12 protein-coding genes, 1 tRNA gene and 1 riboswitch are annotated in these 11,818 nt (G+C 63.1%); of the genes, 7 read left to right on the top strand and 6 right to left on the bottom strand.

The window, feature by feature from the left end:
* Positions 1–17: 17 nt before the first annotated feature.
* A complete protein-coding gene (locus EDE08_RS37115) occupies positions 18–1,205 on the bottom strand; it encodes an O-succinylhomoserine sulfhydrylase (protein ID WP_165936402.1) in 1,188 nt (395 codons plus the stop codon).
* Positions 1,206–1,281: 76 nt separating this feature from the next.
* Positions 1,282–1,361, bottom strand: a riboswitch (SAM riboswitch).
* An 80-nt stretch (positions 1,362–1,441) separates the two neighbouring features.
* On the opposite strand from EDE08_RS37115, the gene EDE08_RS37110 reads away from it, so the two are divergent.
* The gene (locus tag EDE08_RS37110) at positions 1,442–2,578 is read left to right on the top strand and encodes a 2'-deoxycytidine 5'-triphosphate deaminase (RefSeq protein ID WP_131874665.1); all 1,137 of its coding nucleotides are present in this window, start codon (positions 1,442–1,444) and stop codon (positions 2,576–2,578) included.
* A 31-nt stretch (positions 2,579–2,609) separates the two neighbouring features.
* Here the strand turns inward: EDE08_RS37110 and EDE08_RS37105 are convergent, their stop codons facing one another.
* Positions 2,610–3,914: a cytochrome-c peroxidase gene (locus EDE08_RS37105; protein ID WP_131874666.1), complete on the bottom strand. Its 1,305-nt coding sequence runs from the start codon at positions 3,912–3,914 to the stop codon at positions 2,610–2,612.
* A gap of 281 nt (positions 3,915–4,195) precedes the next feature.
* On the opposite strand from EDE08_RS37105, the gene EDE08_RS37100 reads away from it, so the two are divergent.
* On the top strand, positions 4,196–5,248 hold the full coding sequence (locus tag EDE08_RS37100; protein WP_131874667.1) for a hypothetical protein: 1,053 nt from the start codon (positions 4,196–4,198) through the stop codon (positions 5,246–5,248).
* 164 nt (positions 5,249–5,412) lie between these two features.
* Positions 5,413–6,855, top strand: coding sequence for an MATE family efflux transporter (locus tag EDE08_RS37095; protein ID WP_131874668.1), 1,443 nt, complete (start codon positions 5,413–5,415; stop codon positions 6,853–6,855).
* A 278-nt stretch (positions 6,856–7,133) separates the two neighbouring features.
* Here EDE08_RS37095 and EDE08_RS37090 read toward each other — a convergent pair whose 3' ends face one another.
* The 3 genes from EDE08_RS37090 to EDE08_RS37080 all read right to left on the bottom strand — a co-directional run bounded on the left by EDE08_RS37090 (position 7,134) and on the right by EDE08_RS37080 (position 9,061).
* On the bottom strand, positions 7,134–7,493 hold the full coding sequence (locus tag EDE08_RS37090) for a VOC family protein (RefSeq protein WP_061879723.1): 360 nt from the start codon (positions 7,491–7,493) through the stop codon (positions 7,134–7,136).
* Positions 7,494–7,550: 57 nt separating this feature from the next.
* Positions 7,551–8,390 carry a helix-turn-helix transcriptional regulator gene (locus EDE08_RS37085; RefSeq protein WP_131874670.1) on the bottom strand — a complete coding sequence of 280 codons (840 nt, stop codon included), beginning with the start codon at positions 8,388–8,390 and terminating at the stop codon, positions 7,551–7,553.
* 95 nt (positions 8,391–8,485) lie between these two features.
* Positions 8,486–9,061 carry a methylated-DNA--[protein]-cysteine S-methyltransferase gene (locus tag EDE08_RS37080; RefSeq protein ID WP_131874671.1) on the bottom strand — a complete coding sequence of 192 codons (576 nt, stop codon included), beginning with the start codon at positions 9,059–9,061 and terminating at the stop codon, positions 8,486–8,488.
* A 173-nt stretch (positions 9,062–9,234) separates the two neighbouring features.
* Here EDE08_RS37080 and EDE08_RS37075 point away from each other — a divergent pair.
* From EDE08_RS37075 to EDE08_RS37070, 3 genes are all read left to right on the top strand, one after another.
* Positions 9,235–9,308, top strand: a tRNA-Gly gene (locus tag EDE08_RS37075).
* Positions 9,309–9,742: 434 nt separating this feature from the next.
* Positions 9,743–9,910: a hypothetical protein gene (locus tag EDE08_RS38790; protein WP_165936400.1), complete on the top strand. Its 168-nt coding sequence runs from the start codon at positions 9,743–9,745 to the stop codon at positions 9,908–9,910.
* A gap of 14 nt (positions 9,911–9,924) precedes the next feature.
* Entirely contained in the window at positions 9,925–11,148 is a 1,224-nt protein-coding gene (locus EDE08_RS37070; protein ID WP_131874672.1) for a DUF6161 domain-containing protein, read from the top strand.
* 65 nt (positions 11,149–11,213) lie between these two features.
* Here the strand turns inward: EDE08_RS37070 and EDE08_RS38785 are convergent, their stop codons facing one another.
* Complete coding sequence (locus tag EDE08_RS38785) at positions 11,214–11,354, bottom strand: hypothetical protein (RefSeq protein ID WP_165936399.1); 141 nt, start codon at positions 11,352–11,354, stop codon at positions 11,214–11,216.
* A 127-nt stretch (positions 11,355–11,481) separates the two neighbouring features.
* Between EDE08_RS38785 and EDE08_RS37065 the strand changes: the two genes are divergently transcribed.
* The gene (locus EDE08_RS37065) at positions 11,482–11,706 is read left to right on the top strand and encodes a hypothetical protein (protein WP_131874673.1); all 225 of its coding nucleotides are present in this window, start codon (positions 11,482–11,484) and stop codon (positions 11,704–11,706) included.
* Positions 11,707–11,818: the final 112 nt, after the last annotated feature.

Below are 11,818 nucleotides of genomic sequence, written 5' to 3'. Positions count from 1 at the left end.
TATTCGCCAGTCGCCATTCACGCCTTCTCCAGCGCCGCCGTCAGATCCTCGATCAGATCGTCGGCATGTTCGAGCCCCGCGGAGAGGCGAATGAACCCCTCGCTGATCCCGAGCGCGGCGCGGTCCTCCGGCTTCAGGCGCTGATGCGTCGTCGTCGCCGGATGCGTGACGAGGCTCTTGGCGTCGCCGAGATTGTTCGAGATCTTCGCCAGCTTCAATGCGTTGAGCACGCGGAACGCGGCCTGCTTGCCGCCCTTGACCTCGAAGCCGACCAGGGTCGAGCCGCCGCGCATCTGCTTCTTCACCAAAGCTGCCTGCGGATGATCGGCGCGGCCGGGATAGACCAGCCGCGAGATCTTCGGATGGCTCGCCAGCACCTCGGCGATGCGTGCGGCCGTCTCGGTCTGCGCGCGCACGCGCACGCCCAGCGTCTCCAGGCCCTTGAGCAGGACCCAGGCATTGAACGGCGAGATCGAGGGGCCGGTCTGGCGCATGAAATTGTGGATGTGCTCGGCGATGAAGGCCTCCGACGACAGGATGATGCCGCCGAGGCAGCGGCCCTGGCCGTCGATATGCTTGGTCGCGGAATAGACCACGACATCGGCCCCTAGCGCGAGCGGGCTCTGCCAGATCGGCGTCGCGAACACGTTGTCGACTACGAGCCGCGCGCCGCCCTTGTGCGCGATCTCGGCGATTCCGGGGATGTCGAGCACGTCGAGGGTCGGGTTGGTCGGGCTCTCCAGGAAGAACGTTTTCGTGTTGGGCTTCAGCGCGCGCTGCCATTGGTCGAGATCGAGCCCGTCGACCAGCGTGGTCTCGATGCCGTAGCGCGGCAACAGGTCCTGGATGACGTAGAGGCACGAGCCGAACAGGGCGCGCGAAGCCACGACGTGGTCGCCGGCTTTGAGCGGTGCGAGGATCGCAGTCGTCACCGCGGCCATGCCGGTCGCGGCCGAGCGGGCCGCTTCGGCGCCTTCGAGCTCGATCATCCGGCGCTCGAACATCGCGATGGTGGGGTTAGAGTAGCGCGAATAGATGAAGCCGGGGTCCTCGCCCTTGAACCGCGCCTCGCACTCCTCGGCGCTGTTGTAGACGTAGCCTTGGGTGAGGAACAGCGCCTCCGACGTCTCGCCAAATTGCGAGCGCAGGGTCCCGGAATGGACCAGGCGGGTTTCGGGACGGTAGTTGGTAGGCGACTTCGACATAGGACCCTCCGACATGACCATTCGACACGCAAACGGTCACAAAAAAAACCGGCCTGGATATCTCCACTGGCCGGGATCACAGAGGTCCCCGGCCTGTTTAGCGATTTATTTAACGTGGCTGCAAGCCGGCCGGCTCAAATCACCACGGGATAAGTGATGCTCATATTCCGCAATGCCCTTTCCGTCAAGACGTCCATCGGCTAGCCGTAAAAGGCTGATATTTCCCGCATGTTGGGATGCAAGCGAGCCCTGATGAGGACCCCCGGTTGACGTTCACGGTCGCCGCCGACGCCAATGGTATCCTGCCCGACCGCATGATCGCGGCGATGGCGGAAGCGGGGCTCATCCTGCCCGAATACGACTTCGTCGAAAGCCAGATCCAGCCGGCGAGCCTCGATCTGCGCCTCGGCGATATCGCCTATCGCGTCCGCGCGAGCTTCCTGCCCGGTCCCGGCGCCACGGTCGCCGAACGCATCGATGAATTGAAGCTGCACGAGTTCAACCTCGCCGACGGCGCCGTGCTGGAGACCAACTGCGTCTACATCGTGCCGCTGCTGGAAAGCCTGGCGCTGCCGCCGGAAATCGTCGCGGCAGCCAACCCCAAGAGCTCGACCGGCCGGCTCGACGTATTCACGCGCGTGATCGCCGACGGCACCCGCCGCTTCGACATGATCGGCGCCGGCTATCATGGCCCGCTTTATGCCGAGATCAGCCCGAAGACCTTTCCGGTGCTGGTGCGCGAAGGCTCGCGCCTGTCGCAGGTGCGCTTCCGCACCGGCGATGCCATCCTCAATGCCGACGAGCTCGATGCGCTGCACGCCAGCGAGCGTCTCGTCGACATCGACGATGCCGACCTTTCCGGCGGCGTCGCCGTCTCCGTCGACCTCTCCGGCGAGAAGGCGAGCGGCTTCGTCGGCTATCGCGCCAAGCGCCACACCGGTGTCGTCGACGTCGATCGCCGCTCCGGCTATGCGGTCGAAGACTTCTGGGAGCCGATCTCGGCCCGCCCCGACGGCAGCCTCATCCTCGATCCCGGCGAGTTCTACATCCTCGCCTCCAAGGAAGCTGTGCAGGTGCCGCCCGACTACGCCGCGGAGATGGTGCCGTTCGATCCTTTGGTGGGCGAGTTCCGCGTGCACTATGCCGGATTCTTCGATCCCGGCTTCGGCTATGCCGGCGCCGGCGGGCTAGGATCGCGCGCCGTGCTTGAGGTGCGCTCGCGCGAAGTGCCGTTCATCCTCGAGCACGGCCAGATCGTCGGCCGCCTCGTCTATGAAAAGATGCTCGCCCGCCCCGACGCGATGTACGGCCAGCGCATCGGTTCCAACTACCAGGCGCAGGGATTGAAGCTGAGCAAGCATTTTCGGGTGTAAGTGTCAGCAAGCGCTGCGCGTGAACCATGGCTCAAAGCGGCGGCTTCGGCCGTGGTGGCTTCGGACCAAAGGCGCGTGCCGTATCGCGCTGCGGACGGTTCACCTTGGATAGTGCGAGCTGTCGCGCATACTCCTTGTCGCCGGCGTCCTTGTATTGCGGACTGGTCAGTGCCGCCATCAACGCCACCACGTCGTCGATCTCGGGCTCTGTCAGCGCCAGCGGCTGGATGTCCTCATCGAGCCACGCGTCAGCAACGCCGTCGCCCTTGTTGTAGTGATCCATGACGTCCCACAGCGTTTCCATCGATCCGTCGTGAAAGTAGGGCGCGGTCACCAGGATATTTCGCAGGCCGGGCGTCTTGAAGGACGCAATGTCGCCCGGCCGCTTGGTGATCAGGAAACGCCCCAGAACCGACATTTCGTTCGCGATCGCCGCGTTGTCGACATCCGGCGCACGTCCCTGCGCCAGCTCGCGCTCGGCCTGCTCCGCCAGCGCACCGACGCGATGCCGAAGGATGCCGATGCCGATGTTGTGAAAATCGTGATCGGTGAAGACAGTCGGATCGCGCTCTCTATCCGTCAGCGCATGGCAAAGATTGCAACGCGCCTTGTTGTTGAACAATTCCCAACCACGTTTGGCCGAATCGCTGATCGCATTCGCATCTCCGGCGATGAAATGATCGAAGGGCGAATCGAAGGAGGCGAGAGTCCGTTCATAGGCTGCAATGGCGCGCAACATGTCCTGTTCGTTGACGCCGCGGCCGAAGGCCTGCATGAACTGGGCCTGATAGTCCTTGTCGCCGGCGATCCTGGATACGGCATCGCCGATGCTGGCCGAGCCCATCTCGAGAGCGTTGGTGATCGGCAGCGCCGCCTGCTGCTCAAGCGTGTCGACGCGACCGTCCCAGAACTGCGACTTGTTGTAGAGCGCATTCAGCACGGTCGGGGCGTTGCGTTGGCCGGCGCGCCCATGGATGCCGATCGACACCGGCCTGCCGTCGGTGAAGGCGCGTGCCGGATCGTGGCAGGTGGCACAGGCGATGGTGCCGTCGCCTGAGAGCTGGGCGTCGAAGAACAGCTTCTGTCCCAACGCAACCGTCGCAGGTGCAAGCGGCGTTGCCGGCGGGATCACTGACGCTGTGAGCGCCGCGGGAAAACCGACCTGATCCCGCGAGCGTGGCTCGGCGAGCGGCCCTTGCCGAGGTAGCGGCGGCGGTTGCCCCGGCGCCAGCGCTGGCGGTGGACCGACAGTGCTGTCTTCGTCCGCCGCCGATGCGGGAAGGAACGGCAAGATCTGCGACAGGAGCAGGAGAACGGCCAGCGATACAGCGCGCATCCGATAGCCTTTGTTCTCGGGACAAGTAGGAAAGCTAACACGAAAGGCCCTGAACGTCATGCGGAGCGAATCGATGAAGGCGCATCGAGATTGCTCCAAGCCGTAGACGAGCGAAGCGATATCCGGGATGATCTGAGGAAGGATCCGGATATGGCGTCGCTCATCCGGCTACTTTTCTGGATCGCCGATCTGGTCGGGCATGACGGCCGCGTGCCTGGCTCGGTTGCGTCGCCTCTCGCGCAATGACACAGTCCGTCACAACAAATCCATCGGGAGCAAGCATGAGGAGCGAAACACAAGCCGTGCAGGAAGCGCAATGGAGACGCTGGCGGGCGGTCGCCGACCTCTATCATGCTTATTTTACCGGCCTCATCCTCACCGTGGTGACGCGGCGCGGGACAGCGGATGCCGCGGAATTCGTCTTCCGCCTGTTCCGCCGCCAGCAGCAGGAGCGTTTCCTGCCCGGGCTCGAGAAGCTCGGGCTTAAAGGTCTGCCGCCCGCGGTCGCGGCGGCGCAATATCACTATCTCTCCAACTGGATCGGCGGTGTGCACGTCGAGTACATGTATGAGAGCGACAGAAAAGCCTGGATCCGCTATCCGCCGCCGCGCTGGATCTGGAGGGGCACCGCGATCTGCGGCGTGCCGGGCGAGGTCTCCAGCGCGATGCTGCGCGGCTGGCACGCCAACAACGGCGTTGCGCTTGGTGATCTCAGGCTCGGCTTCGTCTGCACCAAGCAGAGCGTCGACGGCCAGGACGGGCTCGAAGGCTATTATCATCAATACGACGATCCGCTCGAGCTCGACCAGCGCCTGGTGTTCGCGCGGCATCTGGAAGCTCCATTGTTCGATGCGAAGACCGCACCGGCGCTGCCGGTCGCGAGCTGGCCGAAGCCGCGGCTGGAAAAAGCCTATCGCAACTACGCCATGGAATATGTCCGCACCGCCGCGCCCGTGATGGTGCAGCTGTTCGGTCCGGAGGATGCCGGCTATCTCCTGCATCTCACCGGCAAGCTGATCGGCATGCAATATTTCGACGAGGTTGCCTCGGCGCTGGCGATGCCCCGCGGCGGCGCGAGCGAGTTCGCGTCGTTCCTGAGCGCGTTGTTTGCCGCGCAGGATGATGCGGCCGAGACCACGCAATCAGAAGCCACCTTCGAAATCCACCAGCAGAGCTGGAAGCTGATGGACGACGTCGCCGACCACCACCCCGCTTGTGCGCAGGTGCTGGCGGGATTGTTGGAGGGGCTCGCCGCGGGTTGCGGACGGCACATCGGCGTGCAGATGCGCTCTGCGGCCGCTGGCCGTCCGCCACTGGTCTGGACGATCGGGTAAGTTCACCGATTGGGAGCGCTGCCGCAGGGCACGCCTGCACCCGACGCAGGAGGAATCGGCGCGCACCGTGTTAACAAGTCCCGCCGCGCCCTGCGCGCGAATAGGTTGATTGGCACACCTTTTCATTGCCGCGCCGCAAATGGCGCTTCTGCCCGGGAGAGGACATGACGGACATCGCCGAGATCCCGGTCGATGAACAGGAGCGCCCGTTGCCGCCGCCCCCGCGCTCCGTCAAGAGCGCGCTGACCGACGGGCCGATCCTGCGCACGCTGCTCTCCCTCGCCTGGCCGAACGTGATCGGCTTGTCGGCCGGCATCTGCGTGGTGATCGCGGAGACCACTTATGTCGGCCGGCTCGGTGTCGAGGCGCTTGCGGCGATGGCGCTGGTGTTTCCGACCGTGATCCTGACCATGACGATGTCGGGCGGCGCCATGGGCGGTGCGGTGGCCTCGGCCATCGCGCGTGCACTCGGCGCCGGTGATCGCGAACGCGCCGGCACGCTCGCCGTGCATGCGATGCTGATCGGCATCAGCTTCGGCCTCGTCTTCATGCTGGGCATGCTGATCTTCGGACCGAGGGTGCTCGAAATGCTTGGCGGCCGCGGCGCTGTGCTGACGCATGCGATCGCCTACACGCAGGTGTTTTTCGGCGGCGCCGTGCTGCCCTGGTTGCTCAACACCATGGCGGGCGTCCTGCGCGGCACCGGCAACATGAAGCTGCCGTCGTTCCTCATCCTCAATTCCGCGGCGTGGCAGATCATGCTCGGCGGCGCGCTGGGTCTCGGTCTCGGACCGGTGCCGCAGTTCGGCATGCGCGGCGTCGCGGCCGGCGCGCTGATCGCCTATTCCATGAACATCTGCATCATGGGCTGGTACCTGTTCTCCGGTCGCGCGCGGATCGTCCTGAGACTGCGCGGCTTGCGCATCCGATGGGCGATGTTCTTCGACATCCTCAAGGTCGGCGCCATCGCCTGCTTCTCGCCGCTGCAAGGGGTGCTGACGATCTCGATCTTCACACACATGCTGGCGAAATTCGGCACCGCGATCCTCGCCGGTTACGGTATCGGCGCGCGGCTCGAGTTTTTGCTGACCTCGATCGCGTTCTCATTCGGCATCGCCTGTGTGCCGATGGTCGGGATGGCGATCGGCGCAGGCCGCATTGCACGTGCCCGGCGCATCACCTGGATCGCCAGTGCGGCCGCTTTCGTGGCGGTCGGCGCGCCTGCATGCCTCGTTGCGATCTTCCCGGATCTCTGGGTCAACATGTTCACCGACAGCGTGGCCGTGCGCGCGGCGAGCCATCAATATCTCTCGACCGTCGGGCCATTCTACGCCTTCTTCGGCCTTGCAACGACGATGTATTTCTCCTCGCAAGGCGCCGCCAAGGTGATCGGCCCGGTGCTCGCGCAGACGGCGCGGCTGATCTATATCGCGGCTGTCGGCTGGTGGCTGTCGACGCACGACGCCAGCGCGCAGAGCTTCTTCTGGCTGGCCGCAAGCTCGATGGTCGTGCTCGGCGTGCTGTCGTGCTCCAGCGTGGTGCTGACACGCTGGGGGCCGCGCAAGGCGAAAGCTGCGATCAGGCCGGCGCTTTCGACTGCCGACTAAAGCGCTAGTTGGCAAATCACAGTCCGCACCCCTCATGGCATGCTCCTCGCGTGCTTGGCTCCATCGGGAGAGCGGATTCGACCGGACACACGCGGGCATGGTTACGGCTGGCGAGGGCGCGGCTCTGTAAGGAAACTCAAAGTGAATGATCAGGCCGTTGCCGGTATCGGAGTCATTCCGGGGCGGCTCGGAGAGCCGAAACCGGAATCTCGTGATTCCGGGTCTGGTGCTACGCACCATCCCGGAATGACGGCGATTGTGCTGCGATCGCTCGCGCCTCACACGCAAACCGCCTCGACATTGTTGCCGTCGGGGTCGATCAAGAACGCCGCATAATAGGTCGGGCTGTAGTCCTTGCGCGGCCCGGCGCCGCCATTGTCGCGGCCTCCGCTCCTCAGCCCTTCGGTATGGAACGCCTTGACGGCGTCATGATCCTTGGCGCGGAAGGCGATATGGGCGCCGTCGGCCGTCCGGCCCTTGTTCAGGTGCAGCCACAGCGCCGGCTGGCCCTTCGGCCCGAAGCCGGCATAACCGTCGCCGCTCGAGCACAGGACATAGCCGAGCGGCGCGAGCACTGCGGTGTAGAAGTGTGTCGCAGCGTCGAGGTCCGCAACACGCAATCCGATGTGGTCGTACATATTCGTCTCCATTGCAGAAGCGTGCCGAGAGGGGGCACGCGCCGGAGACGACCCTAGTTAGTTGAGGGTAAGCTGCTCTTGGAGAATCTTGCGCTGTCCCTTCGAGGCCTGGCGGAATTTGGTCGGGGATACACCGGCAGCGCGGTGGAAGGTGCGGACGAAATTGGAGAGATCGCCGAAACCGACGTCATAGGCGATGTCGGTGACCGCGATGTCGTCGTCAGTCAGCAGCCGCGCCGCGTGCCGCAGCCGCGAGCGCACCAGATATTGATGCGGGGTGACGCCAAGCACGCTCGAGAACAACCGCAGGAAATGGAATGGGCTGAGGCCCGCCTGACGCGCGGCCTGCTCGAGGTCGAGTTCGGCATGCGAGTTGTCGTCGATCCACAGCGCAGCCTCGACGGCGCGGCGGCGGTCGCGCGCGGTGGGGGTGGCTGGCTTGCGCGCCTTGCCCGAGACGACGTCAATGAAGCGGCCGGCGAGGATCTGGCCGATCTCGTCGAGGCCGAGGTCGCTGTTGCCATCTGCTGCCGTCTGAGCGAGCTCGCCCAGCACCATCAGTTCGGGCAGCGGCGGCGTCGCGCCGACCTGCCAGACCTCACGCTGCCCACCGAGAGTCTCGACCAGATCCTCGCTGAGAAAGAACGACAGGCAGACGTCGCCGGACACGTGCTCATGCGTGCAGGTGTATTCCTCGCCGGGGGCGCCGACCAGCATCGAGCCTGCCACCAGCTCGAAGAAACCGGCGCGGCAATGGCAGCCGAAGCTCCCTGCGCGGACATAGGCGATGGAATGGCCGGTGCGGCATTCGGGAAACGGCGTATCGTCCGGTCCCGCATCGCAGCGAAATTCGGAGACCGTCATCGACGGCGTCGTCAGCAGCGTGGTCGCATCCATCCGGCCTATCTAGGCATGATCCGGAAAAGTGTGTAGCGGTTTTCCGACGAGATCATGCCAAAAAAACAAAGCTAAGGTGCGATCAGGATCGCGCCTTAGCTGGCGCGGGGCGGAGCAACGGGCAGCGGCACCTCGAACAGCGTCTTGCTGGCGACGGGTTGGGCACCTTCGAGCGCCAGCAGCCGCCGCCTGGAGATCATGCCGGCATAGGGGGAAAGCCGGTCGGTGTAATTGCCGGCCTCCAGCACCCGGTGACAGGGCACGATCAGCATGTAGGGATTTTTGGCGATCGCCTGCGCCACCGAGTGCACGGCGCCGGAGGCGCCCAGTGCCTTGGCGATTTCGTGGCAGGTGCGCGTTTCGCCGCGCGGGATCGTGCAGGTGTGCTCGTAGACCCGCCGGTTGAAGCCGGGCACCCCGCCGGCGTCCAGGCTGACGTCGGAGAAATCCGGCTCGCCGCCTTGCAGCAGGCCGACGATCCCCTCGATCGCCAGCTCGGCGTTCTCGGAGGGCCGCTGCTCCCGCGCCTCGGGATGGACCTGGAAAATGCGGCGGCGGGTGTCGATCTCCCGCGCCTCCGGCAATTGCACGGCGACCACGCCGGTGCCGCTCCAGATGATGCCACAGCGCCCCAGCGCCGTATCGAATATCGCGTAAGCACGCCCCGCCATGCACACGCCCCACTCAGTGCACGTTTCGTCCCAGACACGAAATCATAACACCGCCACAATCCGGCGCACCTGGAATCTTGTCAGGACGTTAACAACCGTCGGGCCGGGCGCGCCAAAGCGCTTGGCGGGAGGCGCCGTCTCGGCTAATCAGGAGGGGCGCGAAGCGCGCATAAGCGGGCGTAGTTCAATGGTAGAACGGCAGCTTCCCAAGCTGCATACGAGGGTTCGATTCCCTTCGCCCGCTCCAATGCTTAGCTAAAATTCCACCGACCGTTTGTTTGCGGTTTTCCGGGATTTGTTCATTTTCTGGCCTCAAGTTTTCTGGTCCGCGCTTCGATCGCGGCAGCTCGTCCGACGTCGCGTCGGATGAGCCTTCGACAGACTCTTCCTTCCATGATCGCGTCGCAGCGATCTCGCGAATGCTGAAGCCGGCGAAGTAGAATTCTGTCGCGGCTGTTCCTCGAAAGTCGTTGAAGCGCAAGTCTTGTTCCGCCATCCCGGCGTCAATCTTTGCCTTGTGGGAATCAAGGATGGGGCGTCTGGATTTGTCGCCCAGATACGCTCAATCTTAGGTAGTCTGAGAGGCTCCTGAGGGACTTTTCCACAGGTCTGGCACGCTGGCGCGATTGCGACTTACCAAGCTCGGGTATCTGTAGAGGGCCTCTACAACAGGAGGCAATCATGAACGACTTCAGTGATCTCCTTACTTTTAACTTCGCGAATCTGATTGGAGGGACCGCCCACGGCCGTGACGCGATCGTCGGGCTCATCGCCATCGTCGCCATGACGCTGATTGCGATCTTGGGGCTGAAGAGCATGAGGGTCTCCAACCGACCGCGCGGGCGCTAAGGAGGTGTGAGCGAATGGTCGACGACGCGGAAACAACCGGCGAGCCGTTCTTCGAGGTCGAGGTGAGGGGAGACCACGTGCTCCGCTTCAACTCGTTCGACGATATCCGCAAGTGGCTTCAGGACGAGCGCTCCAAATTGCAGTGGTTGATGACCGGTGAGGACTTCGGTCCCCATTTCAACGGGAATTTCCGCGACCTCTACCGAACCGGCTTTCAAAACCTCAACAACGCTCTTCAGGCGTGGCAAAACGAACCAAACAATGCCGCTCTACGCAAGCAGCAATTTTTCAACCAATTCAAGTCGTTCTACCAAAACGAGCGCACGGTTCTTTCGAGCCACCCTTATGTTGCGATCGCGCGGGAGGCCGGTGCAATGTCCAGCATGGCCGCCGTCGGCGCCTTTGCCTATCTCTTCTCGACGCCATGCGTCGTGAATTTTGATGTTGTGCGCGGCATGTTACATGCGAAGTTGGCGCAAGATGGCATCTCGCCGAAGAGCGCAAATCTCGTGTCAGAAGCTGTCAATCGCCTGAACGGCGAGGCCGATGCAGAACTCAGGCGCCGCGAAGAGGGCTGGAAACAGGTTTCCGCGCAGGCCGATCGGCTACTTGCCGAAGGCCGTGACGCCGCGCAGGCGAAGGTCGATCAGATATCGACGCAAGCGAAGACCTTCCTCGAAAATCTAAACCGGGAAGGCAATGCGGTCATCAGCTCGATCCAGGCGACCGAAGCTGCTTACAAGGCGCAAATGGCCCTTCAGGCGCCGGTTGATTATTGGACAACAAAGGCTAGCGCACACCGCAGTGATCTCGTGAAGTCGCGCGGCCGACTGCTCTGGTTTGCCGCCCTTGGCGGCACGGGATTGATCGCTGCCCTTATCGGTCTCTCTGGGCTGGCCACAATGTTTGCCCAGGGACAGGACGGAACAGCGGTCTACGTGAAGTTCGCGGCAATCGGCATCATTCTGACGACGATCTTATTTTGGATTGGTCGCGTGCTGCTCCGGATCTACCTCAGCGATCGCCACCTCCTCACCGACGCCGAGGAACGCATCGCTATGATCAAGACTTATCTAGCCCTCAGCAATGAAGGTAAAGTCGATCCTGCCGAAAGATCGCTTGTGCTTGCGCCGATCTTCCGTTCGGCAGCCGATGGCATAGTCAAGGAAGACGGACCGGACGCCACCCTAGCTGGCGTCATTGCCAAGGCGATCGACCTGAAGACTGGAAAGGGCTAGCCACCTCTCTCTCTCTTTCGCCGCTGCCAGATGACGGCGAGGCTCGTCCGCTGGCCGTTCCGTTCTCAGCAAGCCAGCGCAAATTTGCGCAGGCCCAGCCAAAACCAATCAGATTCGTCTCGCCCGGCGATGTCGGGTAGGATCGCGATGTGGGTATCGGTCGCAGCTTTGCGTTTTTGCTTTTCGCCCGTTACCGATTGATCCATCTTGGTGCGTCGGACGTCGGTTTCGGCTACCCCTTTGATTCGGCTAGATAGCTTCCCTAGCTGCATACGAGGGTTCGATTCCCATCGCCCGCTCCAAGGCTTAGTTGGGCAGAACGGATGTACCAGAATGTTTGTGCAGGAAAACCAAGACTTGATCGCGGAAGAACTCGGCATCGAGGTCGAAGAGCTCGAACAGCTACGCTACGATGAGGGCGAGCACGCGAGCGAAGATGGTCTAATCTATTACTTCTACGTGACCTTTAAGGACGGGAATCCTCCAGCGATCATGAAAAAGATCCAAGGCTTGGAGGGCAAGATGGTTCGGTTTGATCCAAGCCTTTTTGAAGGATAATGATAAGCCACCTTATACTAGAGCAGATTCCGATCAAGTTGAACTGTATCCTGCTGCCGTGAAGTAGTTGGCGCATTCGGCAGGGGTGAATGCTCTGTAGGCGTCGGCAATC

Source organism: Bradyrhizobium sp. R2.2-H, from assembly GCF_004346455.1.
Lineage (GTDB): Bacteria > Pseudomonadota > Alphaproteobacteria > Rhizobiales > Xanthobacteraceae > Bradyrhizobium > Bradyrhizobium diversitatis.
This window is presented reverse-complemented; position numbering and strand designations above follow the sequence as displayed.

What these genes read in the sequence shown, in the direction of transcription:
- EDE08_RS37065 (WP_131874673.1), top strand. Translation starts at nt 11,482, where the DNA reads ATGTTTGTGCAGGAAAACCAAGACTTGATCGCGGAAGAACTCGGCATC.
- EDE08_RS37100 (WP_131874667.1), top strand. Translation starts at nt 4,196, where the DNA reads ATGAGGAGCGAAACACAAGCCGTGCAGGAAGCGCAATGGAGACGCTGG.
- EDE08_RS37095 (WP_131874668.1), top strand. Translation starts at nt 5,413, where the DNA reads ATGACGGACATCGCCGAGATCCCGGTCGATGAACAGGAGCGCCCGTTG.
- EDE08_RS37080 (WP_131874671.1), bottom strand. Translation starts at nt 9,061, where the DNA reads ATGGCGGGGCGTGCTTACGCGATATTCGATACGGCGCTGGGGCGCTGT.
- EDE08_RS37070 (WP_131874672.1), top strand. Translation starts at nt 9,925, where the DNA reads ATGGTCGACGACGCGGAAACAACCGGCGAGCCGTTCTTCGAGGTCGAG.
- EDE08_RS37115 (WP_165936402.1), bottom strand. Translation starts at nt 1,205, where the DNA reads ATGTCGAAGTCGCCTACCAACTACCGTCCCGAAACCCGCCTGGTCCAT.
- EDE08_RS37090 (WP_061879723.1), bottom strand. Translation starts at nt 7,493, where the DNA reads ATGTACGACCACATCGGATTGCGTGTTGCGGACCTCGACGCTGCGACA.
- EDE08_RS37105 (WP_131874666.1), bottom strand. Translation starts at nt 3,914, where the DNA reads ATGCGCGCTGTATCGCTGGCCGTTCTCCTGCTCCTGTCGCAGATCTTG.
- EDE08_RS37085 (WP_131874670.1), bottom strand. Translation starts at nt 8,390, where the DNA reads ATGGATGCGACCACGCTGCTGACGACGCCGTCGATGACGGTCTCCGAA.
- EDE08_RS38785 (WP_165936399.1), bottom strand. Translation starts at nt 11,354, where the DNA reads ATGGATCAATCGGTAACGGGCGAAAAGCAAAAACGCAAAGCTGCGACC.
- EDE08_RS38790 (WP_165936400.1), top strand. Translation starts at nt 9,743, where the DNA reads ATGAACGACTTCAGTGATCTCCTTACTTTTAACTTCGCGAATCTGATT.
- EDE08_RS37110 (WP_131874665.1), top strand. Translation starts at nt 1,442, where the DNA reads ATGCAAGCGAGCCCTGATGAGGACCCCCGGTTGACGTTCACGGTCGCC.